Annotated in this window: 21 protein-coding genes; 1 reads left to right on the top strand and 20 read right to left on the bottom strand. The window is 54.2% G+C overall.

Annotation, left to right across the window (positions count from 1 at the left end; all coding sequences use genetic code 11):
- Window positions 1-6: 6 nt before the first annotated feature.
- The 18 genes from HS100_09860 to HS100_09775 form a co-directional block, all read right to left on the bottom strand.
- On the bottom strand, window positions 7-624 hold the full coding sequence (locus HS100_09860) for a dTMP kinase (GenBank protein MBE7434213.1): 618 nt from the start codon (window positions 622-624) through the stop codon (window positions 7-9).
- Window positions 625-712: 88 nt separating this feature from the next.
- On the bottom strand, window positions 713-2323 hold the full coding sequence (locus HS100_09855; GenBank protein ID MBE7434212.1) for an AAA family ATPase: 1611 nt from the start codon (window positions 2321-2323) through the stop codon (window positions 713-715).
- A 397-nt stretch (window positions 2324-2720) separates the two neighbouring features.
- Complete coding sequence (locus HS100_09850) at window positions 2721-3251, bottom strand: GNAT family N-acetyltransferase (GenBank protein ID MBE7434211.1); 531 nt, start codon at window positions 3249-3251, stop codon at window positions 2721-2723.
- A gap of 8 nt (window positions 3252-3259) precedes the next feature.
- The gene (gene cobU, locus HS100_09845; protein MBE7434210.1) at window positions 3260-3802 is read right to left on the bottom strand and encodes a bifunctional adenosylcobinamide kinase/adenosylcobinamide-phosphate guanylyltransferase; all 543 of its coding nucleotides are present in this window, start codon (window positions 3800-3802) and stop codon (window positions 3260-3262) included.
- Window positions 3799-4419 carry an alpha-ribazole phosphatase gene (cobC, locus tag HS100_09840; protein MBE7434209.1) on the bottom strand — a complete coding sequence of 207 codons (621 nt, stop codon included), beginning with the start codon at window positions 4417-4419 and terminating at the stop codon, window positions 3799-3801. The genes cobU and cobC overlap by 4 nt, the downstream gene beginning before the upstream one ends.
- A 17-nt stretch (window positions 4420-4436) precedes the next feature.
- Window positions 4437-5168, bottom strand: coding sequence for an adenosylcobinamide-GDP ribazoletransferase (cobS, locus tag HS100_09835; GenBank protein MBE7434208.1), 732 nt, complete (start codon window positions 5166-5168; stop codon window positions 4437-4439).
- 72 nt (window positions 5169-5240) lie between these two features.
- Window positions 5241-6296: a nicotinate-nucleotide--dimethylbenzimidazole phosphoribosyltransferase gene (gene cobT, locus HS100_09830; GenBank protein ID MBE7434207.1), complete on the bottom strand. Its 1056-nt coding sequence runs from the start codon at window positions 6294-6296 to the stop codon at window positions 5241-5243.
- Between the two features lie 115 nt (window positions 6297-6411).
- The gene (gene cobO / locus HS100_09825) at window positions 6412-6942 is read right to left on the bottom strand and encodes a cob(I)yrinic acid a,c-diamide adenosyltransferase (protein MBE7434206.1); all 531 of its coding nucleotides are present in this window, start codon (window positions 6940-6942) and stop codon (window positions 6412-6414) included.
- A 1-nt stretch (window position 6943) separates the two neighbouring features.
- Entirely contained in the window at window positions 6944-7627 is a 684-nt protein-coding gene (locus tag HS100_09820; GenBank protein MBE7434205.1) for an adenine nucleotide alpha hydrolase, read from the bottom strand.
- Window positions 7617-8609: an ABC transporter ATP-binding protein gene (locus HS100_09815; protein ID MBE7434204.1), complete on the bottom strand. Its 993-nt coding sequence runs from the start codon at window positions 8607-8609 to the stop codon at window positions 7617-7619. Before HS100_09815 ends, HS100_09820 begins: the two co-directional genes overlap by 11 nt.
- 24 nt (window positions 8610-8633) lie before the next feature.
- Window positions 8634-9704, bottom strand: a complete 1071-nt coding sequence (locus tag HS100_09810; GenBank protein ID MBE7434203.1) for an iron ABC transporter permease — start codon at window positions 9702-9704, stop codon at window positions 8634-8636.
- A gap of 51 nt (window positions 9705-9755) precedes the next feature.
- Entirely contained in the window at window positions 9756-11000 is a 1245-nt protein-coding gene (locus HS100_09805) for an ABC transporter substrate-binding protein (GenBank protein MBE7434202.1), read from the bottom strand.
- Between the two features lie 259 nt (window positions 11001-11259).
- Window positions 11260-12408: a DUF2029 domain-containing protein gene (locus tag HS100_09800; protein MBE7434201.1), complete on the bottom strand. Its 1149-nt coding sequence runs from the start codon at window positions 12406-12408 to the stop codon at window positions 11260-11262.
- A gap of 10 nt (window positions 12409-12418) precedes the next feature.
- A complete protein-coding gene (locus HS100_09795) occupies window positions 12419-13627 on the bottom strand; it encodes an NAD(P)H-binding protein (protein ID MBE7434200.1) in 1209 nt (402 codons plus the stop codon).
- A 65-nt stretch (window positions 13628-13692) separates the two neighbouring features.
- Window positions 13693-15900 carry an SLC26A/SulP transporter family protein gene (locus HS100_09790; GenBank protein ID MBE7434199.1) on the bottom strand — a complete coding sequence of 736 codons (2208 nt, stop codon included), beginning with the start codon at window positions 15898-15900 and terminating at the stop codon, window positions 13693-13695.
- 24 nt (window positions 15901-15924) lie between these two features.
- On the bottom strand, window positions 15925-17970 hold the full coding sequence (locus tag HS100_09785; protein MBE7434198.1) for an FAD-dependent oxidoreductase: 2046 nt from the start codon (window positions 17968-17970) through the stop codon (window positions 15925-15927).
- A 52-nt stretch (window positions 17971-18022) separates the two neighbouring features.
- Entirely contained in the window at window positions 18023-18715 is a 693-nt protein-coding gene (locus HS100_09780; GenBank protein ID MBE7434197.1) for a hypothetical protein, read from the bottom strand.
- Window positions 18716-18752: 37 nt separating this feature from the next.
- Window positions 18753-18959, bottom strand: a complete 207-nt coding sequence (locus tag HS100_09775; GenBank protein ID MBE7434196.1) for a YwbE family protein — start codon at window positions 18957-18959, stop codon at window positions 18753-18755.
- 75 nt (window positions 18960-19034) lie between these two features.
- Between HS100_09775 and HS100_09770 the strand changes: the two genes are divergently transcribed.
- Window positions 19035-20309 carry a DUF2029 domain-containing protein gene (locus HS100_09770; protein ID MBE7434195.1) on the top strand — a complete coding sequence of 425 codons (1275 nt, stop codon included), beginning with the start codon at window positions 19035-19037 and terminating at the stop codon, window positions 20307-20309.
- Here HS100_09770 and HS100_09765 read toward each other — a convergent pair.
- Complete coding sequence (locus HS100_09765; GenBank protein ID MBE7434194.1) at window positions 20299-21783, bottom strand: hypothetical protein; 1485 nt, start codon at window positions 21781-21783, stop codon at window positions 20299-20301. The genes HS100_09770 and HS100_09765 overlap by 11 nt on opposite strands.
- Before the next feature lie 14 nt (window positions 21784-21797).
- Window positions 21798-22301, bottom strand: a complete 504-nt coding sequence (locus HS100_09760; protein ID MBE7434193.1) for a DinB family protein — start codon at window positions 22299-22301, stop codon at window positions 21798-21800.
- Between the last annotated feature and the right edge of the window lie 10 nt (window positions 22302-22311).

Here is a 22311-nt window from a genome sequence, read left to right as displayed (position 1 = left end):
ACACCGTCATTTCCCCAATTTCCCCAAAATCACTTTTCGCAACTCCGCCTGTACGGACTCCCATGCCTGCCCCGCGTCCACCACCACCCAACGCTTCGGTTCGGACTTGACCATCTCCAAATAACCTGCGCGGACACGCTTATGAAATTCCACCGTGTACGCGTCGAGCCGATTCCACTCCATCGCGTTTTGTGTTTTGCGTTTCAGTCCCACTTCCACATCCAAATCGAGTAAGACCGTCAGATCCGGGGTCAAACCGCCAGTCGCATATTTGACCAATGCGCGGATGTCATCCAAATTTTGCTGGTGACCGTAGCCTTGATAGGCGATCGTGGAATCGTAATAACGATCTGAAATGACAACCTCCCCATCGGCGAGGCGCGGCTTGATAACCTGCTCCACGATCTGGGCGCGAGCGGCTTGATAGAGCAGGGTCTCGGTGCGCGGGTGCATCTCCGCGTTCTTCAAATCGTGCAACACGTCGCGGATCTGTTCGCTTATGGACGTCCCGCCGGGTTCGCGGGTGGGGAAGACAACATAACCCTTTTCGCGCAGAAATTCCACGAGATGGGGAATATGGGAAGTTTTGCCCGAGCCTTCGGGTCCTTCAAGGGTGATGAACATAGTGTAGTGAAAAGGGAATAGTGAATAGGTTTGGGAATCGTAACAAAAAATAGGGAGCAGGACGTTCTTGCTCCCTATTCACCATATCCTATTCCCTAAAAATCCTCACATGCCTTCTCGGTTCCTTGCCGTATGAATGAGAAACCAACTCGGCGTCACGCGCCATTTCGTGTTGCAAGCGGCGCACAAGCGAAGGTCCCGGCGGCAGGTCAACGAAGCGCTCGCCGTTCAAGACCGCGCTGATGGCTTGCTTTGCCTGATCGCGGATGTCTTCCATGTTGTCGCGCTGCACATGTTCGGTCAGGTTATACAAATCGCTGATGAACTGCTCGGTCTGCGAAACCGAATTCGCGCGCAGTACATAGATCGGCATGCCGCGTGCTTCGGCATCCATGATGGTGTGCTCGCGGTTGCGGTAGTAAGTCCGCAGCGTCACCAGCACATCGGCTTCGGCAGCATCGGTCACAACCACCGCAGGCACACCGAGTCGCTTCGCGGCTTGTTGGAGTCGATTGCGCGCCACGCCATACGCGAAGATGCGGATGGTCTGCAACTTTGCGCCAACGTTCGGTGCCTGTGCGGGCGCAAGGGGATGTTCGACGGGTTGAGAAGCAGTCTTGCCCTGAGTTCGATCGAAGGGCTGCCTGCGAGTCCGAAGCGGGGTCTTCGTCGGCGCCTCACCTCTGGACTTTGGAGCGGGTGCGGCTTTCTCGATCTTTATCTCACCCAATTCATCGCGCGTGCGAATCTCCGGCGGGATGGGCGTATCGCGCAATAACGCATCCACCGATGTCATGATATCTTGATGAATAGTGAAGCGGTCGCGGGTTTGGATCTCGATGAGCAGGTCGAAGGTGGGAGGCGCGCGGCGTTCGAGCACGGTCTTTTGTGTGCCGCGACGGCGGGCTTCTTCGTCCGAAAGAGTCACAGCTTCGATACCGCCGACAAGGTCGCTGAGCGTGGGGTTAAGCAGAAGGTTATCAAGCGTCTGTCCATGCGCCGTGCCGATCAGTTGCACACCGCGTTCTGCGATGGTGCGCGCGGCAAGCGCTTCGAGTTCGCGCCCGATCTCATCGATGACGATGACTTCGGGGTTGTGATTTTCCACGGCTTCGATCATCACCTCGTGCTGAAGCATCGGCTCGCGTACCTGCATGCGGCGCGCCCTGCCCACGGCAGGATGCGGCACATCGCCATCGCCGCCGATCTCGTTGGATGTATCCACAATGACAACGCGCTTGGTTTCAGCAAGGATTCGGGCGGCTTCGCGAAGGAGGGTCGTCTTCCCCACGCCGGGGCGGCCGAGAATCAATACCGACTTGCCTGATTCGATCAGGTCTTGAATAATGTCCACCGTGCCGTACACGGCGCGACCGACACGGCAGGTTAAACCGACAATGACTCCCAACCGGTTGCGAATGGCCGAGATTCGGTGGAGCGTGCGTTCCATCCCTGCGCGGTTGTCGGCGTCGAACGCCCCGATGCGCTCGGTGATGTGGTCGATCTCGGCGCGGCTGATCTCCGTGTTGAGAAGAGCAATTTCGCCGTCCACAAAACGGGCGGTGGGAATGCGACCGAGGTCGATGACGATCTCCAGCAATTTCTCGCTGTTGTTCGCCTTCTCAACGGCGTGACGGATATTCGTTGGGAGGACTTCCAATAGGGCTTCGAGGTCGTCTGTAATTCTGTGTTGTGTCATGGTTAAAATGCCAGGTTTCAAGTGCCAGGTATCAAGTGGCACGTTAAATCGAAAGAAAGGAATATAAAGGCGCGCGAAACAAAAAAGACCGCGGCTGGGTTTTAGAAGTTGATGGGGGAAAAGTTGGAAATGACCATGATAGTGTACCTGCCTTTCCGGGGTGTCACATGCAGAGTTTCATGTGTCAGGCATCCTGCGCCGTCGTGTAGTGGCATGGGTATTATAGCAGGTTGGCGGTTAACGGACTGTTAGAGATATGTGTCAATTTCGTGACTTGTCTGACGAATTTTCAGGGCAAACCGACTGCCGTCCCCGGTTTTTGCGGATCGAAGAATGGCTCAAAGATGTTCAACCAGGTGAACAGAGTGACACCCGCGGAAAAAGCCGAAGAACTCGATCAGAAGATCAAATACCAATACAAAGCAGTTTCTTTTGTGTTCGGGTTGATGGCTTTGTAAACATTGCGGTCGAAACCGCCCAACACAAATCCGCAGGAGGCATACAATTTGCATGCCGGGACGTTGTTATCCTGCGTTTCGAGCATCACGCCAGGATAATGGTTTTCACGTGACCACTTAATGCCGCGTTCCAACAATATCCGCCCGACACCCAAACCGCGATATTCAGGATCCACAACCAGGTCTTCAACATATCCGAATCGATTCCACCATTTCATCATCTTGATTCGCCCGGCGGGTTTTCCATCGATCTCTGCAATAAAGATCGCGGTATTGTCATCGCCAAAACCATACCCGACATCCTCAGCGGCATAGTCGCGTTCGTAGGGTTCATCCACAGGGACAATGACATAAACCAGTTTTTCATTTTCGAAGTCCAACTTCAAACGCGAATTCACCCTGGATTTCCGCGAGAACGATTTGGTCTGGGGCGATTCTCCCGCGTTCATTTCCCGGATCAATATTTCCATATTTCCTCTTATCCTTTGACCATCATTGGAATACCTGCCACCATCAAGATGACCGCATCCGCTTCCTGCGCGAGCCGTTGGTTGACCCAGCCCAACGTATCGCGGAAGACCCGTCCCATCTGATACGGCGGGACAAGCCCAAAACCAACCTCATTGGAAACGATCAACCATTCCTGTTCCGTCTTGCGAATTGCCGCCATTAAAGACTCGGTTTCTGCCTGCGCCGTCTGCATGAATGGAGACTCGTCCACTAGATCGTCTGCGACGTAGTGCATCATCAGGTTCGTCACCCACAGCGTGATGCAATCGAGAACAACCACTTCCGATTTTATCTGCAAAACGTTCGGCGTGATGTCGAGTGGAAGTTCAAGCGTTTCCCAGCCCGCCGACCGTTCGACTTTATGCTTCTGAATCCGCGCGGACATCTCGTCATCGGTGGCTTGCGCAGTGGCGATGAACGTAACCGACTTGCGCAGCTCTTCGGCAAGTCTCAAGGCCTTGGAAGACTTTCCGCTGCGCGCCCCGCCGAGGATGAGGGTGATGCGGCTCATTCTGTCACTTCCGTAAGATGGGAACAATCGTTGAACAGTTCGATGGCGCCGCCCGCCTCATGAAAGCGGATGACCGTCAAAGAGGCTTGCAGAACGCGGAATTGCCAGTAACGCTTCAAGTCTACACCGAGGACAAGGCACATCAATGTTTGAATCACGCCGCTGTGAGTCACAAGCAGAACGGTTTCATCCTTGTAAGTGGATTTCAGATCTTCCAAAGCTTCTCCCACTCGTTTGGAAAGTTGAGCGAGGCTCTCGCCTCCCGGCGCGGACGAATGGACGATATCCGCATACCAAGCCTTTGCCTCCTCCCGCCATTGGGATTTGATCTCCTCCTGGTTATGCCCCTCCCATACGCCGAAGGAAAGTTCCCGCCAGCGCGGATCCGTTTGAATAACGGGCGGATTCTCCTGCTTGGCGCAAACCGCTTTTGCAGTCTCGATGGTGCGGGATAGGTCGCTCGCAATGATGACGCCGATCTTTTCGGATGCAAGCCGCTCCGCAAGCAATCCTGCCTGACGGATGCCGGTTTTATTCATCGGCACGTCCGTTTGACCTTGATAACGGTGGTTAAGGTTGTTGTCGGTTTCGCCGTGGCGGGTGAGATAGAGTTTCAAGTGTCAGGTTCCAGGTTTCAGGTGAGGTTTGCGGTGAAGGCGACGAGGATTAGCATTTCCACTACCGTAGTGACTGCTCCATAGATGTCGCCGGTTAATCCGGGGATGAGGCGCATAGTATAGGCGGCGGTGAGGAAGGCGATGAATGCAGCGCCCAGCATGAAGACAAATCCCAGCCAGCCAAGGATAACCCATGAAGTAACACCTGCGATCAATGTGGCGATTATGATCTCGCGCAGGGTCACATTGCGTTTCATTTCGATTCCCAGACCATCTTCACGCGCATATGGAAAAAAGTGGATGACCAGCGGAGACGCCCAACGTCCCAGCGTGGTGGCAAGCATGATGGAGGGGAACAGGGCAGAGGTCGAAGAAAGAGCCGCGAACTTCGTCAACAAAACAAGGATGCCGCCAATCGTCCCAAACGCGCCCATGCGCGAATCCTTCATGATCTCGAGTCTGCGTTCGGGAGTCCAGCCGCCGAACAAACCGTCGAGCGAGTCCATGAAACCGTCCAGGTGAAAGAAGCGGGTGAAGGCGATCCATGCGATGAGAGTCAGCGCAGCAGAAACCATCGGCGGGAATATGAGGCTGGCAAGTTGGTTGATGCCATAAAGCGAAAAACCAAGCACAACACCCACAAGCGGAAACCAACCCACGGCGCGTCCCATTTCTTGCGCGGTGAACATGCGCTTGACGACGGTGGGAAAAATGGTGAGGAATTGGAAGGCGGCGAGGATGGGGATCATAAGACCTTTTTACCACGAAGGTACACATAAGAACACAAAGCTTTTCTTTTTGTATCTTCGTGTCCTTTGTGGTTATTCCTTGTTCCTGACACCTGCTTCACCAAAAGTTGCCATCTCACTCAATAGTTTGCATGCAGCCTCCGCCATTGAAATTCCAAGCACCGCACCTGTGCCTTCGCCAAGACGCATATCGAGTTCGAGCAGGGGCTTCAGTCCCAGCCATTGCAACATCAACCCGTGACCTTTTTCCTGCGAACAATGCGCGGAGATAAGATACTGCCTGCACTCAGGGGCAAGTGAAACCGCGATCAACGCCGCCGCCGTCGAAATATATCCATCCACCATCACAGGCGTATTCCTCGACGCCGCGCCAATCATCACACCCGCCAGCCCGCCGATTTCGAAACCGCCCACTTTTGCAAGCACATCGATCCCGTCATTCGTATCAGGTCGATTGACCTTTAAACTTTTTTCGATCACAGCGATCTTTCGCTTCAGCCCTTCATCGCCCACGCCTGTGCCGCGCCCTGCTATCTCTTTAGCCGTTACTTTCAACAACGCGCAGGCGATCGCCGCCGATGGTGTGGTGTTTCCGATGCCCATATCGCCCGTGCCGAGGATATCCGCGCCTTTGGATATTTCGGTCAACGCGACTTCGATTCCACTTTGAATGGATTCTTCCGCCTGTTCACGCCGCATGGCTGGACCTTGAGCCAGGTTCATCGTCCCCGAGCCGACCCTCCGCCGAATCAAATTCGCATTTGCCGATGGGATGTCATTTGCCACGCCCACATCCACCACAACGACTCGCGCCCCGGCATGACGAGCCAGCACATTGATCGCCGCGCCGCCGTTGAGGAAGTTCAATACCATTTGCGGCGTGACTTCCTGCGGATATGCGCTCACGCCTTCAACAACCACGCCATGATCGCCCGCCATCACGATGACGGCTTTTTCTTTGATGGAAGGCAATGGCTTGCGTCGAATCCCTGCCAGTTGAATGGACAGTTCCTCCAGCCGCCCCAGACTGCCAGTCGGCTTGGTGAGTTGGTTCTGTCGCTCACGAGCCGCGTCCATTGCCGCTTGATCGAGCGGTTGGATTTGACCCACAATTTCTTCAAACATCATTGCCACTCCAAGTCATGTCTTTGCAAGGAGGGTGTTCGTCCCGAAGAAACAACCTCCAGATCATGTGATCTCATCAACGGGAGATTGGTTCGGGAAGAACGCCCTCACAATGACATCAAAACTCGATCCCAGCCTGCGCTTGAATTCCCTGCTCATACGGGTGTTTGATGAGAGCCATCTCGGTCACAAGATCGGCCTGGCGAATCAAAGTTTCAGGCGCAGATCTCCCCGTTATGATCAGATGCAGGTTAGATGGACGGTTGAGGCGAAGCCATTCCAGCACGTCGGCGGTATCGAGCCAGTTGTACGCAAGGGTGTAGGTGAATTCATCCAACACAACCAGGTCATAATTTTCGCTGGTAATTTTTTCCTTGGCTATCTCCCAGCCATAACGGGCGCGGGCAATGGTCTCATCCATGTCTTTGGATGTCCAGGTAAAGCCGTCGCCGGTGGTGAGCCATTCGATGCCGAGTTTCTTCGCGGCTTTGATCTCACCCCATTGACCGGTCTCCGCTTTGATGAACTGAATGACGCAGATCCGAAATCCGCGCCCCCAGGCACGCAGCACGGTTCCAAATGCGGCAGTGGATTTTCCCTTGCCGTCGCCAGTGTTGACGATAAGCAATCCTTTTTTCTTTGACGCCATCTCAAATCCCTTTTTCAGCGTGGAGCAAATCAGAATAAACATAGCCATCGCGCGTGATCGTCTCACCCACCTGAACCGGGATCGGATGGACAAAGATCGGAGCATCGAAGCAGAAGGTGTGAAACTCGCCGTTCTCACCGCACGGGTCAACACCTTCGGGCAGGTCTCCGAGCAAACCGGCGGAATACATTCGCCCTGAAAAAGAGAGGTCGAGCCGTTTGGGGTCCACGGTTGTTAGTACAGCACGCAGCTTGTTTTTGAGCATTTCCTGCGCGAGCGCTTTCGTTTCATCGCGCGTGCACCAGATGGGGAAGACGGGTTGAATGCCTGTGCCTGCCATCATGTTTTCGCGGTAGGCGCGGATGTCTTCGAGAAACAGGTCGCCGAATGCAACCTGTGTCACACCCTCATTGCGGGCGCGTTCGATGACAACCCGCATTCGCGCCTCGTATTCTTCATTGGAACAGGGAAAGGGTAATGGTACAGGCCAAAGCGGAATACCCGCCGCTTCCGCCTGTTTTTCAACCAGTTCCATGCGCACGCCGTGCATGGCAACACGGTTGTTCGTTTCGTTGAAGGTGGTGAGCAAGCCCACAATTTCAATATCGGGTTGCTGCCGCAAGGTGTGTAAAGTCCAGGCGCAGTCTTTGCCTGAAGACCAGGATAACAAGACTTTAGTTTTCATGTTGTTCGGGTGAAAGAGCTTCGATCAGACTCTGAAGGGTGATGTGTTCACTCTGTCCTTTGGGCGTGGTGAGATGCCAATGATTCGCATCCAACACAGCTACATGGACGGGATGGCGCGCGCCATTGTTGTGAACTTCGTAACCGATGCGTTCGAGGGCGCGCCATGTCCAAGCCGTAGCGACACCGTCCTTTTCACCGTGCAGGCTGATGGGACCGCAAACGGGTTGGTGGACTTTGAACGCGCCGCTGGCGTGGTCGAACTCGATGCCTTCACTGTGAAAGATGCTCGCGAGCGAGCCGTTGAGCGCGAGTTCTTCGGGCAGGCCGATGTGCAATTCGCCATGCGAGGAAAGCAGCCAGAGTCGGTCGGCGATGCGCAGGGCGAGGTCGAGGTCATGCGTGGAGAGCAGGATGGCGCAGTTTGTTTCGCGCGAGAGGCGTTTAAGCAATTGTAAAAGCTCCACACGACGCGGAAGATCGAGAAAAGCAGTAGGTTCATCGAGCAAAAGTACGCTGGGTTCCTGTGCCAGAGCGCGGGCGATCATCACACGTTGACGTTCACCATCGCTCAATTCATGGATCGGTCGGGAGGCGAGTACGTCAGAACCTGTCAGATGCATGGCATGTCGAACCGCTTCTTCATCGTGTGGTGTCAGACGTCCGCGCCAATCGGTGTAGGGGTGGCGTCCGAGAGTCACCAACGCATACGCCGAGAGATTGCCTGCTTCGACGCGCCCCGTCAACACGACGGCGAGTTGTTTCGCAAGGTCGAGCGCGGGCAGGCTGTGCAAATCCGCTTCGCCGAGTTTGATCACGCCGCTCAAAGGGGATTGCATTCCAGCGAGTGTCCGCAGCAGCGTGGACTTGCCCGCGCCGTTCGGGCCGATGAGGCAAACCATTTCTGCGGGGCGCAGTTGCAGGTCCAACCCGGATGCGATAGGTTGGTGATAGCCGATGGTGAGGGAAGAGGAAGAGAGCATGTTTAGTAAACGGTCATCCGTAGATCAGGAGGCAAAGGATTGGCGGAGTTGTTTTTGACGCAAGATGACCCAGAGGATAATCGGCACGCCAAATAGCGACATGACCACATTGAGCGGCAACACATATTGACTGCCCGGCGATTGAGCGATGACATCGGCAACCAGGGCAAAGGATGCGCCCATCAACATGGAAGCGGGTAACAGGGCGCGATGGTCGGCAGTGTTGAGCAGGGAACGCGCCACATGCGGAACTGCCACACCCACGAACCAGACTGGTCCGCAAAAGGCGGTGGAAACGCCCGCAAGCAAAGAAGCGCTCAGGATGATCCAGAAGCGGGCGCGGCGCACGTTCAAACCCAGAGAACGAGCGTATTCATCGCCCAGCAGCAAAGCATTCAACGGTTTTATCATTACATAACCGATGAATAAACCAAGCGCGATCACAGGGAGAAAGACGCTCATCTGGTTCCACGTCACCCCGCCGAAACTGCCCGCGGCCCACAGGCTGAATGCCTGCACACGTTCCGGCTGGCTGAAATAGATCAAGAGGCTGACGATGGCATTGGTCAGATAGCCGAACATCAAACCGAGGATGAGCAGCGTAAGCGTGTTCTGTACCCGACGGGAAACGATCAGCACCGCGCCGAGAACTGTTCCTGCTCCCAGGCTGGCGGCAACCGCCAGGCTTAAGTCTCCGAATATGCTCAAGCCGGTGATGAAAGCGGACGCTCCGCCTGCGCCCGTTCCAAGAACCACCAGTGCCACGCCCAAACTCGCGCCTGAACTGACTCCCAAAATGAACGGGTCTGCCAGTGGATTACGGAAAAGAGTCTGCATTTGTAAGCCAGCCACTGACAACGCCGCGCCGACTAGCATTGCCGTCACTGCCTTGGGCAGACGGAATTTGAAAATAACATCCGTCCAGGAGGTTTTGTCGGGTTCGCCTCCGGTCAGGATTCGCAGAACCTGCTCCGGCGGGATGCGAACCGATCCCAGCGTGAGGCTGAGGATGAACGCCGCGACAAGGATCACGATCAGCAAGGCAACGATCCAGGTGCGTAGTCCGAGTCTGGGGAAGGATGAAGAAGAATTCATACAATGTGATAAATCCTAAAGGTCTTAAAGGCCTTCAGGATTTAACGTTTTCTATTTCAATTGACGGTAATAGACCAGTTCGTGATCGGGGAGCAACTCGGGGTGGAAGATTTTGATGAGGTCCGCCAGCACCAATTCTGGATGTGCGACAGCGCTTTCGTAGTAATCGTTGCCGCCGTTTGGAGAGATCCTGGCGTCGTTGTTCCAGATATTGCCGCTCTGATAGGCGTTAAAGTCGGCGTAGCGCGCGTCGGCGGCGAGCAGGTCATCGAGGGTGAAGAAGTAGCCGACATTCACCCAGTATTCCGCGCCCTGGGCTTTCTCGAACACGGCTTCGAAGGCAAGCGGCAGACTGCCTGTGGAGGTGTCGTCCGCCCAGAGATAGTCTGCGCCGGCATCTTTGAAGAATGCGGCGGCAAAACTGTTGCCGCCCGGCATCGACCAGATTCCCTGATAGTCGGAAGCGGTAAACACTGTTGGTCTCTCTGTCGCGCTCGCAACAACCGCGGCATATTCGGAGTATCGTTCAACTGTCTTTGCAAAAAGTGTCTGGGCGTCGGCTTCCTTGTTGAAGAAGACTGCGATGAACTTTCCCCACTCTGTGCGACCAAGCGGAGTCGTCTCCAACCATTCGGCGTTGACCACTGTCTTCAAACCCGCCTCGATCAACACAGGATGCGCGTCGTAATCGGGGGCACCAGAGCCGTAGGTGAGAATCAGTTCCGGGCTGAGTTCGAGCGCCTGTTCCACATTCACGCCCGAGCCGTAACCGATCATGGCCAGCTTGCCCTCTTCCGCCATTTTCAAAACGGCGGGATTGCTGACATAGGTGGCATCATCCAAGCCAACGAGACGATCCAACAGGCCAAGTTCATCGAGGAAAGGCAGATAAGAGGTGGACATGATCACAACGGTCTGCACAGGGATATTGATGATCTGTTCGTCGAGAAAGCCCTCAGGCGCAGGTGTGCCGCATTGTACGAGCACATACTGGATGGATTCAGCCGCGCCGGGGTAGGGCGTCTTGACCGTTACCACTTTGTAGTTGTTGAAGTATTCGACGCTGAATCCGTTGGTGTGAGTCAGTGTGGCTTTTTCGGGGAAATAATCAACCGAAGCATCGAATTCGCCTTCAATGACACAACTGTCTGTAAGGTTATGCTCGGGAGAAATGGCAGATGCGGCTTCGTCGGCGGGGATTTCTGTCTGAGCAGAATCAACCATCGGAGCAGCCTGAGGCGAGCAGGCAGCAAGCAGGCCAATCAATAAAGTCAAGATAAGGGTCTTGCGTAACATTGTTTTCTCCTGTGTGTGGTGGTGAAGGTTTAAATCGTCACTACGAAAATAAAATCCCCAGCATGGGCTGGGGAGGTGGGAGAGGCTATCCGCTTGGGGATCCGTTCTCCACCTCCTTTCCGCGAGAAGTGGCTGAACCGAATCAGTGCGGGCGACCTGGCTTCGTTCAATAATCGATGTTCGAGTATTCGATGATCGAACTTCACAGTTGCGCGACAGCGCCGGGTTTACACCGGACTTCGCCGCTGGCTGATTCGTATTATGAAACGATTGTATGCCCCTTATCCCTCCGCGTCAAGATGATGGAAGTCATCGCCAGGGTGCAGAACAGCAAAATCGGATTCCCGGCACGGTTGAATATCAACAGCCCGACCCATGGCAGAAGAATGAAGGACGCGATCCAGAGCCAGTCCAATTTCGATCCTGCGCTCGCAGAAAGGTAAAACAAAGGTACGAGCGCAAACGAAAAATCATAATTCAACAGATACGGGTTGACCAGCAACGGGACGCAGGCAAAGAAAGCCGAAGACGCTTCGCTCCCAAGCCGATGTTTGCTCCCAATAAATAGAGCGATTGCCACCATGAGAACCGCCCCGGCGATTGGAGCAGATTGATCATAACCAAGACCGGCAATCCGCCCGATCACCAGCGGGAGGCTTGTACATATCTCACATTCCGAGATATTCCTGAAATCAGACAAGGAACGGAAATAGTTGAGGAGCCACATCTTATCGACGGTGAAACCAAGGAGGAAGAGAAACACCCCCGCAGCGGACGTCCACCAGAAAGCGCGTCGACCAAAAGCATCACGCCGCTGGATCAAATGTAAAAGAATCGCCAGCAAGACGAATATCCCGATATGCGGTTTGAACGTAACCAGGGCCATGCCCAGCGCAAGGAGTCCCGCATGTTCCCGCTTCACAGAGTAGACGATCAACGCCATGCCGAGGATGGCCGGGAAGACATATTGCCCAACGATCAAAGCGCCCAGAATGGGCAGGAAAGATAACGCCGCCAGAAAAGAAATCAGTCGTTTACGAGGGTGCCATCCATCGGTGAAAAGCCAGACCGACAAAAGCAACATGGAAATGTTTAGAAGAAACCACATCCGGGCGGCGGCGTGTAATGGAAGAAAGGCAATGGGAAGGGTACTCACAGCATACCAGGGCGGGTAGGGAAAAGGCAGGACAAACACTTCGTCCACGGAAACTCCGGAGACCTGGGCAATCCACTCCGTCTGCGCTTCGCGGTCGTATAAGGGAATCCCGTTCAGAATCGCCCTGTTTGCCCGATAAAGGACCTGAAAATCCAAATAAGGCGTGACTGGAATTGGCAGGTAAATTGCAATCGCAAGCAAAATTGAGAGGATGAGAATGATGACAAACACCATAAGAATGACGCGGTTCATGAATCCTCGTTCACCCGCTGATCTTCTGGAATAAATCGAAAAATCCCAGCCGCAGGAACGGCCGAATCAGGTACCAATACAAAAAACCGGGCAGACCCTGAGGATGAAATATTATGGTGCGCGAGAAACCGTCAGCCTGTTCCAGGCGATGTTCGATCCACAATTCACCAAAATAATTCCTGATATGGCTTCGCATAAATTCCTTCGGCTGCTTCCCACCTGGCGCGAAAATTTTATGAATGACAAAGCACCCTTCGTGCTTAAGCGATTTCAGTTCAAGCCCTCCGTCCTCCCAAACACGTTGGATATGATCGGGGTGCGTCAACTCGAGCGCTTTTCGGGTCGCGGTATCAAAATCCACCAGATCGATTCCGGGAAAGGTCGTCTGTGCCCCGGGGTGCTTGACGACACTATCCGCCGATAAGCCGCCGATCAACGCGCTGGCGATGGGAAAGGGGACAGGCGTCATCAAATTCACACCGAACGCCATGAACCAGACCGGGATGCGTGGAGCCAAAAGCATTTTTCGTCTTAACCCGCGCGCGCGGGCATAGCGGAGCATGAGGTCCGCATATGTGGTGATCTCGGGACCTCCGATCTCGAAGACACCGCCCTGCCCGCTTTTATTTTCGAGCGCAGAGATGAGGTAATCGATCACATTTTGAATCGCGATCGGTTGGGATCGATTTCGAATCCACTCCGGCGCAGGGATGATCGGAAAGAGTTCGGTCATAAAGCGGATCATCTCGAAGGAAATACTCCCCGAGCCTGCGATCACACCGGCGCGGAATTCAGTGACGGGAACCTCGCCCTCGCGAAGCGCCCTGCCTGTATCGATGCGCGAACGCAGATGCGGTGCGATATGCTGTTCCGGGTCTGCCAAACCGCCGAGGTAAATGATGTGCCCGATGCCCTTCCGCCCGGCGGCATTCGAAAAATTTCGCGCACCCTGAAGTTCAGCCTCGATGTAACCATGTCCGCGAGACATGTTGTGGATAAGATAATAAGCGGTGTGGATTCCATCCAAGGCGGGCATGAGCGTCGCAAGATCCATGACATCGCCCTGGACCATTTCCACGTTTGCGTACCATTTTCGCCTGCGGAGTCTCTCCGGGTGGCGAGCCAGTGCGCGGACGCGATATCCGCGTTCGAGCAATCGGGGAATTAGCAGGCTGGCTATATATCCCGTCGCCCCGGTGACAAGGATCAGGGGAGGCATGGGTCAATTATCCCACTTAATAAAAAAAGACCTGACTCGTTTTCCAACCCTGTCAGGTCCGAGGATCAATCGAAGAATAATTCGACCAACCTGTTGTTTTCCGCCAAACGTCCCGCCAAAGTCCGGGCGATCCACTCATGCAAAAGGGCCGCAAGAGCCGGATCTTCCTTGTGCATCTTTTGTAAACTTTCTTTCGAAAGGCGGTACACCACGCTGGGCTGTTCCGCCTTGACGGAAGCCGAGCGCACGCCGCCCAGATAAAGCGTGATTTCACCAAGCGTGGCCCCGTTCTTGACACTGCGCAGGCGAACCACTTCGCCTTTGATCGTTTCGAATTCCACTGTCACCAGCCCGGACTCGATGTAATACAGATCGTTCGAATCTTCGCCCTGTCTGATGAAGTATTCGCCCGGCTGGATATCCGCGCGTTCCATGAACTCCTTGATGCGGATAATGCCGGGGAAGGTACGGTTCAAGGTGGAGAGAATGCGTTTGCCAAGGTCGACAGTAGGTTGCTCCTTTTCACCCGCGAGTAATTTGTTTTCACACCATTCGAGGGCATGATCGAGCGTGGGATGAAGGGAGAAGGAATCGCCCTGCCCTTCCAAAAGCCCGCCACGTTCCATTTGCAAGCGGATATCGTCTGAAAGACCCGACCAAGCCATGGCAATATTCCCAGCCTCGACCAGCTGCCTGAGGCGTGTCACTCCAAATACGGCGGAGGAATCGAGCCGCTTTACATGATGGAAATCCAGCACGAGAAATTTCATCTCGTTTTCGTCCTTCAGCGACATGCGTTTGCGGACGTTTCCCAAGATCCGTTGAATGGAGCCGAAGAAGATGAAACCCTGCAACACCAGGATGTGGATCTTATCACCCTGTGCGCCAAGATAATCGCGATGCCGCTGCGGGCGTTCCACACGGCTGTGCAGCGTGCCGCCGTAGAAAACATTCTTTATTGTGCTGACCCTGCCATAACTGATCACGAACAACAGCGCCGAGATCACAATGCCCGCGCCGATGGCTTCGAGGAAACCGATCCGGTCGATGATGAACAGCATGACCCAGATCAGCGCGTAATCCATTCGCGGAAGGAGTTTGTACGAATCCACAAGCCATTCCGAAAGGAAGGTAAGCCCGAGAAAGAATAACATCCCACCCAGCACGAATCTGGGAAAATATGAAATGAACGATGCGCCGAGAAAAAGCACCAGCGCGCAGAACAAACCGGTAAAGACCCCAACCAGGCGACTCTTTACGCCGAAACGGTTCGACAGATCCGAAAAACTGAGCGTTTGATAACCGACCGGGAAACCGAGGAAACCGCCGAACAAATTCGCACTGCCCGCTGCGACCAGTTCGCGGTCAAGGTCGATATCGCGTTTGTAGATCACCTCCAACCCGCTGGCGTTGAGCAGGAGCGAGATGACGCTCAACCCGAACAGCGTGGCGTAGGTTTCGAAATTTCCGAAAATCGCGCCCCATTGAACCATCCTGAAATTTTCAGGCGTGAAGAACTGGAACAGCCCGCCTTCAGGAAAGGGACCCAAAAGCCAGCCGTTTTCGCCTGCCTGCGCAGCGGATATCCCCGATAGGAACAGGTATAGATAAAAGCCGGCTGTCGCAAGGACGATGGCGCCGGGCATGATCAAAAAATGCTGGAAGCGGCGCAGGATCAGCAGCAATGCCAGCCCGAAAAGAACGGCGGGCAGCCAATCCCATAAAATCGAAGGCGAAAAAAACATGGGGAGGTTCGCGAAATTCAGGGGAATGTTCACCATCACGCTAAACCCGCCTTTGGCAATCACATAACCCGTTCCTGCCAGGAAGCCTCCCACGACCGGATAAGGAACGTACCGCGCAAACCCGCTTAATTTGAACCAACCCAGAATGATAAAGATGATCCCGGTCAGGAGGGAACCAAGCATGATCGCCGCCACGACTGTGGAATAAACCGCCTCAGGCGCCTGACCTCGAAGAGTCGCCGCCACCCCGGCCGCCATCAACGCCATGAGCGCGGCGGGCGTATCCTGCGGTACGCCGATCATGTTTACGAGGGATGAGGTCAATGCGATAACGATGGTAACAAGAGCCGTGCCGACAAGGATGTTTCCGATCCCGCGCGGCGCGAATGGGCTTAGATCCCCGGAGAAGATTAGCACAGCGAGGGAAATCTCCATGCTGACGAGGATGACGGCATTGATCAGCCCGGCGGTGAGGCTGGGCAGCAGAACGGATGGCTGGAAGTTCCTTTTGATTTCGGCAGAGTTCATCCTGGCTCGATATTCCTGAAGATATTAAAGCTTAACCCGCTCGATCCTGAATGGTGTCACATCGAGGTCGATGAATTCATCGAACCCGCGCGCCGCCAGGTGCCCGCTGAACACTGCTTGCGCGATGATGCCCGGCGCTTCGGCGTCGCCGATGAGACGCAGGGATTTGAATCGTCTGTCTTCGAGGGCGGGTTTGAGCTCATGATAGAGGCTGTCGTTCGGAAACCTCTCCGTCACAAGGACAATGGAATCGCAGTCGAGGGTCGTTTCAAAGTTGGTAATGACATGAGAAACAGCAGCAGTTCGCGGTGAGTGAGAGGCGAGGACATGATGCGGGAGAAGAGTCACATTCAAATCAAGCAAACGCTTGTAGATGCGATCCTGCTCGAGGGTGAATTCAGTCCATGCGGAGATCGTCGAAGCGGGAGTCAACAATGTGACCTCGCATCCGTTCACAGCAAGTAGTTCAGCCAACACGCCGCCCATGTAGTAATGGTCGTCATCATAAACCAAAACTTTTCCCGCCGGTAATCTGCCGTTCATTAAATCATCGGGGGTGAAAATTTTGCCGCTGCCTTGCAGCGGACGCGAGATATTACGGCCCATGCCGTCACGCCTCCAGGTTGAGCCCGTGGCAAGGATGACATGCGGCGCGCCGGCATCGAGAACATCCTGCGCAGTCATCGGACTGGATGGATAGAAAAAAATGTTATCGAGTTTTTGAATCTGTTTGAGCCGCCAATCGACGACGCGGCGCCATTCGATAAGATTTGGAAGCTGCGACTCAAGCGAGACGCGACCGCCCGCCTCCCGCTTCGCTTCGGTGAGTATGACCCTGTACCCGCGCTGACCCAACGCCCGAGCCGCTTCAAGCCCAGCCGGTCCCGCGCCGACGATGAGAATTTCGTCGTTCGATTTTTTCGGCGCGATGAACTCAGGATGCCAGTCACGCCGCCATTCTTCTCCCATGGTCGGATTCTGCGTGCAGCGGATCGGAACGAAGCGCGTATCGCCCGTGACACAGATATTGCAGCCGATGCACTCGCGGATATCTTCAGGCCTGCCCTCCCTGATCTTGTTCGGCAAAAACGGATCGGCGATCGAAGGCCGCGCCGCGCCGATGAGGTCCATGACGCCGCGCTCGATGGCGGAGACCATGGAATCCGGCGAGGTATAACGTCCCACACCGACAACGGGTTTTGTTGTAAGTTCCTTGACGAAGGAAATGTATTTTTCTTGATGCCCTTCCTTCCCGAAACGGGATGTGATCGAATCGTTCTTCCATGCGCTGATGTTCACGTCCCACAGGTCGGGCAGTTCGGCGAGCATCGAAACGATTTCGCTTGCTTCGCCGTTATGTTGCATGCCGTCTGCGCCGAGAAGTTCATCCACGGCAAAGCGCACAGCAACAGCGCATGTATCGCCGACGGCATCTTTCGTATCCTCGATCAATTCGCGGAAGAACCGCACGCGGTTTTCGAGCGAACCGCCATATTCATCAGCGCGGTCATTGTCTTTGGATAAGAGATGGAACGCCAGCGTCATGTTATGCGCGGCGTAGCAGTAGAGGATGTCGAAACCCGCCTTCTTCGCCCGGATGGCGGCATTACGATGCCACTTGCGAATCTGTTTGAGATCATCCTTCGATGCAATCCGCGTCTGACCCGGCTCATACCCTCCTCCGCCGGTGATGCTCATCGAACGAGGACCGAGGGCGGAAGCCCGGGAATATAAATTTGCCGCATCGTGACTGTTATAGGTCAGTTCGATGCCGGCGAGTGCGCCGTGTTTATGAACCTCCTCGGTCATCAACTGCCAGGTGGAAATATCTTCGTCATCCCAGATGCGCCCTTCGAAATACGGTGAGAGGTCGGTGGAATGGTGAATTTCCGTTTCTTCGGTGCAGACCACACCCCAGCCGCCCTCCGCTTTCATTCCGCGCATGGCGGCCATGCTTTGGGGCATGCGCCAGCCAAATCCGTTGCAATGCGGCACCTGATAGAAACGGTTCGGCGCGGTGACGGGACCAATCCTTATGGGTTGAAAGAGGATGTCGTAGCGGGAAGCCATGTATGATTCCTTTATAAAAGACCTGACGGGATTCGGAACCCGTCAAATTTGCCTATTGTTCGCAACTGGTCAATTGAGGGAAGAGTGCGTAAGCGATCTCGTCCATTTGTGTCCCGGCGTCGATGGGCAGGACGGCCATGAATGAAATGACGCGCGTGGGGGTATCGTTCAACACCCAATATCGGACCTGGTACGCCAAACCCTGGTCCACGGCGATGAAATTATACAAACGCAGTCCCTGGTCGTTCCGGCATTCATCTATAAATTCGTAACTTTGGTAATTGCCGAAAATGATCGCCCACGCATCCACGTTATAGTATGCATCCAGGTCGGGTTCCTCGTAACTGCAGGGAAAAACGAGCGCTTCCAGGTTCACGATGGCCGGAAGGGAAGCGCTATACCAGGAGACCAACACTTTGTCGCTGGAGACGGTGTAACTGCGTTCCCAATCGCCTGCTTCGAAGAATTCATCGGCAAAGGCGAGCGCGCGGTCGATATCGGCCTGCGTGGGAAGAGAGTCGATGCAAACCGGTTGAGTGAGACCCGCAGTTTGATCGGTGGGCAGGACGAGGATCGGCGTCTCCCCAAGCGGAAGGTCGGGAGTCTCTTCTCTCGAAACAGAATCGGAGGGAGGCGTCAGTGAAGGGGGAATCAGGGCGGGCAGCTCCGCCGTCGGTGAGTCTGAGGCGGACGAGCCGCAAGCGGCGAGAAAAAGAATGATAAATCCGGCGAGCAATCGTTTCATTGGCAATCCTCGATCAAGGTTTCGATGGTGCAGATGATCATGGCACAGACTCTTCGATAATTTCCTTCACGCGCCCCACCCGCCCATCCACCAAGCGGACCTTGATCCCATGAGGGTGTGTCGGCGATTTCGTCAGGATATCCTTGACAACGCCTTTCGTAAGCCGGCCAGTCCGCTGGTCCTGTTTGAGGACAATGAACACGATCATGCCGGGTTTGATATGGGAACGGGTTTGATTGTTCAACATAATGTGAACTGATTTTATCGCCAAAATGCGAATGTTATAATCCCCAGTCAGCATCTTTTTTCTTTCAACCTCATGCCCAATTTTTCGTTCTATCTGCCGTTTACCTTCCTGCCCATCCTCCTTGCAGGGCTTTATTTTCTCTTTGAAGACCGGCTCGCAGACCGGCGCATCCGCTGGATGTGGTGGATCGCCTGCATCATCCTTTTGGCGTTCGTCGGGTATTATGTGGTTCAAGACCATGCCCTCTACGATTTTTTCAAAGGGTATTATCACGGCGGGCGGAAGATCGTGCGCAACCCCGATGTGTTGTACGACGAAACCTGTTATGGTTTTACGAATTTCCCGCTCTTTGCCTATCTTTTCGTCCCATTGTCCGATCTCCCAAAGGAATTGGCGGGGCGAATCTTTTTCCTGGTCGGTTATCTTTGTCTTCTTCCTCTCGCGTATTGGCTCGTCAGAGGGACGAACGTCAGAGGCTGGATGCGTTTTCTTGTTTTGGGGTTATTGGCGTTGAACGGCCCGCTCGATTACAGCATCTGGCTTGGGAACACAACACAGATCGTCATGCTCCTTGTTCTGCTGGCGTTCTTCAGTCTAAGCCGCGGATGGGAGTGGCTTACTGGAATCATTCTCGGCGCGGCGGGGCTTGTCAAACTTCCGCTTGTTTTGCCCTCGGGATATTTTTTTGTGCGTGGAAAGTGGAAAGTGGTCGGCGGCGGTTTGCTGATTGCAGGCGCGGTTCTCATTCTTTCTTTGGTTTTGGTCCCGCTTGAGTTGAATTCGATCTGGCTGGAGCGCTGCGTGCTCTTGATGGCGGGCAACCCAACAGCGGCATATAACAACCAATCGTTGAGCGGATTTTTGGCGCGCATCTTCATGCCGGGAAACCTCGGCTGGGATCCGTTGATTCCGACTCCCGCTTACAGCATCGCATCGAACATCGGGAGGGTTTTGCTAGCCCTGCCTGCGCTTTTCGTTTTGTTCCTGGGCAGGGGTCCCGGCAAAAGGACATTCGAGTACGCTCTCGAATTCTTCATCATTTTGACCCTTTCCCTGCTCACCAGCCCCATCGCATGGACCCACTACTTTGTACTTCTTCTGATTCCCGCCGCGATGTATCTTGGAAATGCCGAAGGGATTCCCTATAAAGCCTGGATGCACATCCTGCTGGTTTCGAGCTTGATCCTCCTTTCGGTTCCAAAGGACCTCGCGCTGGCTCTCTTCGAGTGGACAGATTCCACGCTGATGCTTTCCACCCAGTTTCTGGGCAGTCTGTTATTTTATATTCTACTTCTATCCGTTTGGGCGCTGGCGAGAAAAACGGAATACCCACACTCTACGGGATGACAGGCGGAAGCGTCAGAGCGTATTCTTCAAGCGAACGAAGGATGATGCTCATAAAATCCCATTGGTTGTACGCCAGCAGAACAAGGAAGACCAGCATCGCGGCTTGAAAGAGGCGGTTCTTCGCCAAGGGGGATAAACCATAAGCGGCGAAAAGGATCAGCGCGTAGGTCCAATCCGGGGAATATAGAAACAATTCCTGCCCGTAATTGACATGGATGGCGAAGTTGAACAGGAGGCACAAGGCAAAGGCGAGAGGCATTTCAATCTTTTTCTCGCGAAACAGCCGCCAAAGGAAGACCGCTCCCGAGACGGCCAGCAGTATTGCCCATGCGATGGCAAGGATTTGTCCAAGGCCGTCGTAATTCGTTTGATGGAAAACGCCGGGTGAAATTTTGTAAAACCGAAATTCTGGTATCGTGCTTCCCACTTCAGTGGTGAGGATGAAAACTTTGGGCGCGATGACGCTGTATAAGAGAAGCGTCCGCGCCAGGTAGAAAAGGCGCCCTTCGATCATCCAATCCGGCAAGAGGAGAATATCCAGGAAGAATTTCTCCTCGTTCTGCACATCGGGCACAAGGAAGAACAATTTACTTGCGGGATAGAAATATGCATGCAAATAGGTCAGGATCAGGGAGATCGAGACCGCCCAACCCGTAAAACGGATGATCTCCTTCCAACGCGGACGGGAGAAAATAAAACCGAACAGGTTTTGAACAAAGTTCGTCAAAGTAATACCGAAGGTGACGACACCCACCGCGACCAATGCGAAGCTTGATGTGCCCTCCCTCTCGGCAAGCAGGATGAATAATAGCAAAACCAAAGCGGAATATATATAGGTCTCGATGACGCTCCCGAAGCAGAAATGGGAAGCGCTTGCACCGAGGAAGAATGCCATCAAAAACGCGTACGTCTTGCTCCCGAACTTGCGTTTGACCAGCAGCCACATGAGATAGACGCACAATCCGCCAGCCAGGGCGTTGAAGAGAATCGCGGAAAAGGTCGGGTCGTTCGTAAAGAGGTTGAGGGTCAACCCAAAGGGGCGGAAGATGAAATACGTGAAGGGATGCGGACCGCGCATTTCGAAATCCCGAACATCTTCGAAGGAGATACGCCGCATCCACGAAGCGACATCCGCGTCGAAAAGGTTATCCACCTGCCCAACGCCAAAGTTATTCAATGTAACTGCGAAACGGAGGTAGACCAGGCAAAAAAGGATCGCCAGGGCAATGCCGGGAAGGTTATCGAGCAGGGAGTCCGGCGTCAAACGGGGCGGGTTCCACTTCCAACCGGTCTTCAGCCCGTCAATCCAGACCATGAACAGGATGAAAGTCAGCGCACATGCCAGAAAGAAAATCATCAACTTCTGATCGATGGGTGAGCGCGTCATCAAATCGAAAAAATAGGAATTAATGCCATACGATCCGATGATGGAGACGGCGGCGATAACGAAAAATCCGATAATCCTTTTGAGCATGGGTATTTCTTTTGCTATTTCGCTTTTATATATTCGTTGAGGAACAAGGTGAAATCGATGTCGCCGGGAGAGGCATCGTAACTTGTGAGGATGGCGGCGGCTTCGCTGCGATGCTGTGTGCCGTGATTGACGAGGTGATACAGGCAATGCCAGAGGATGCGGTCGCGCTGGATCCCGCCTTCGACCGTATACCTAAGATGACTTTCCATATCCGCATCGGTCAGCCGGTTAAGGTAGGCACGCAAGGCATTTTCCTCGTCTTGGAATTTCATTTCGAGAGATTTAAATGTGGGAAAATCTTCTTCTTTCATATCTTCCACGATCTCGTTCGTCTCGAACAATACGCGCCATAATCTTTCCCCATCCACAATATGGAACAGTGTTCCGCGCAAACCGCCATAAGGGAACGCCGCAGGCGCGAGGAATTGCTCCTGAGTCACCTTTGCCCCGGCGGAAAGGATCTTTCCGCTCGCCCAGTAGTTGTATTCGTACATGAGTTGTATGTTTTGGATGTTCATACCAAGCGGT

This window comes from Anaerolineales bacterium, from assembly GCA_015075725.1.
Taxonomy (GTDB): domain Bacteria; phylum Chloroflexota; class Anaerolineae; order Anaerolineales; family Villigracilaceae; genus Villigracilis.
This window is presented reverse-complemented; position numbering and strand designations above follow the sequence as displayed.

Bases quoted from the DNA above. Each gene is read 5' to 3' on its own strand.
- HS100_09860 (MBE7434213.1), bottom strand. From the start codon at position 624: ATGTTCATCACCCTTGAAGGACCCGAAGGCTCGGGCAAAACTTCCCAT.
- HS100_09855 (MBE7434212.1), bottom strand. From the start codon at position 2,323: ATGACACAACACAGAATTACAGACGACCTCGAAGCCCTATTGGAAGTC.
- HS100_09850 (MBE7434211.1), bottom strand. From the start codon at position 3,251: ATGGAAATATTGATCCGGGAAATGAACGCGGGAGAATCGCCCCAGACC.
- cobU (MBE7434210.1), bottom strand. From the start codon at position 3,802: ATGAGCCGCATCACCCTCATCCTCGGCGGGGCGCGCAGCGGAAAGTCT.
- cobS (MBE7434208.1), bottom strand. From the start codon at position 5,168: ATGATCCCCATCCTCGCCGCCTTCCAATTCCTCACCATTTTTCCCACC.
- cobT (MBE7434207.1), bottom strand. From the start codon at position 6,296: ATGATGTTTGAAGAAATTGTGGGTCAAATCCAACCGCTCGATCAAGCG.
- cobO (MBE7434206.1), bottom strand. From the start codon at position 6,942: ATGGCGTCAAAGAAAAAAGGATTGCTTATCGTCAACACTGGCGACGGC.
- HS100_09820 (MBE7434205.1), bottom strand. From the start codon at position 7,627: ATGAAAACTAAAGTCTTGTTATCCTGGTCTTCAGGCAAAGACTGCGCC.
- HS100_09815 (MBE7434204.1), bottom strand. From the start codon at position 8,609: ATGCTCTCTTCCTCTTCCCTCACCATCGGCTATCACCAACCTATCGCA.
- HS100_09810 (MBE7434203.1), bottom strand. From the start codon at position 9,704: ATGAATTCTTCTTCATCCTTCCCCAGACTCGGACTACGCACCTGGATC.
- HS100_09805 (MBE7434202.1), bottom strand. From the start codon at position 11,000: ATGTTACGCAAGACCCTTATCTTGACTTTATTGATTGGCCTGCTTGCT.
- HS100_09800 (MBE7434201.1), bottom strand. From the start codon at position 12,408: ATGAACCGCGTCATTCTTATGGTGTTTGTCATCATTCTCATCCTCTCA.
- HS100_09795 (MBE7434200.1), bottom strand. From the start codon at position 13,627: ATGCCTCCCCTGATCCTTGTCACCGGGGCGACGGGATATATAGCCAGC.
- HS100_09790 (MBE7434199.1), bottom strand. From the start codon at position 15,900: ATGAACTCTGCCGAAATCAAAAGGAACTTCCAGCCATCCGTTCTGCTG.
- HS100_09785 (MBE7434198.1), bottom strand. From the start codon at position 17,970: ATGGCTTCCCGCTACGACATCCTCTTTCAACCCATAAGGATTGGTCCC.
- HS100_09780 (MBE7434197.1), bottom strand. From the start codon at position 18,715: ATGAAACGATTGCTCGCCGGATTTATCATTCTTTTTCTCGCCGCTTGC.
- HS100_09770 (MBE7434195.1), top strand. From the start codon at position 19,035: ATGCCCAATTTTTCGTTCTATCTGCCGTTTACCTTCCTGCCCATCCTC.
- HS100_09765 (MBE7434194.1), bottom strand. From the start codon at position 21,783: ATGCTCAAAAGGATTATCGGATTTTTCGTTATCGCCGCCGTCTCCATC.
- HS100_09760 (MBE7434193.1), bottom strand. From the start codon at position 22,301: ATGAACATCCAAAACATACAACTCATGTACGAATACAACTACTGGGCG.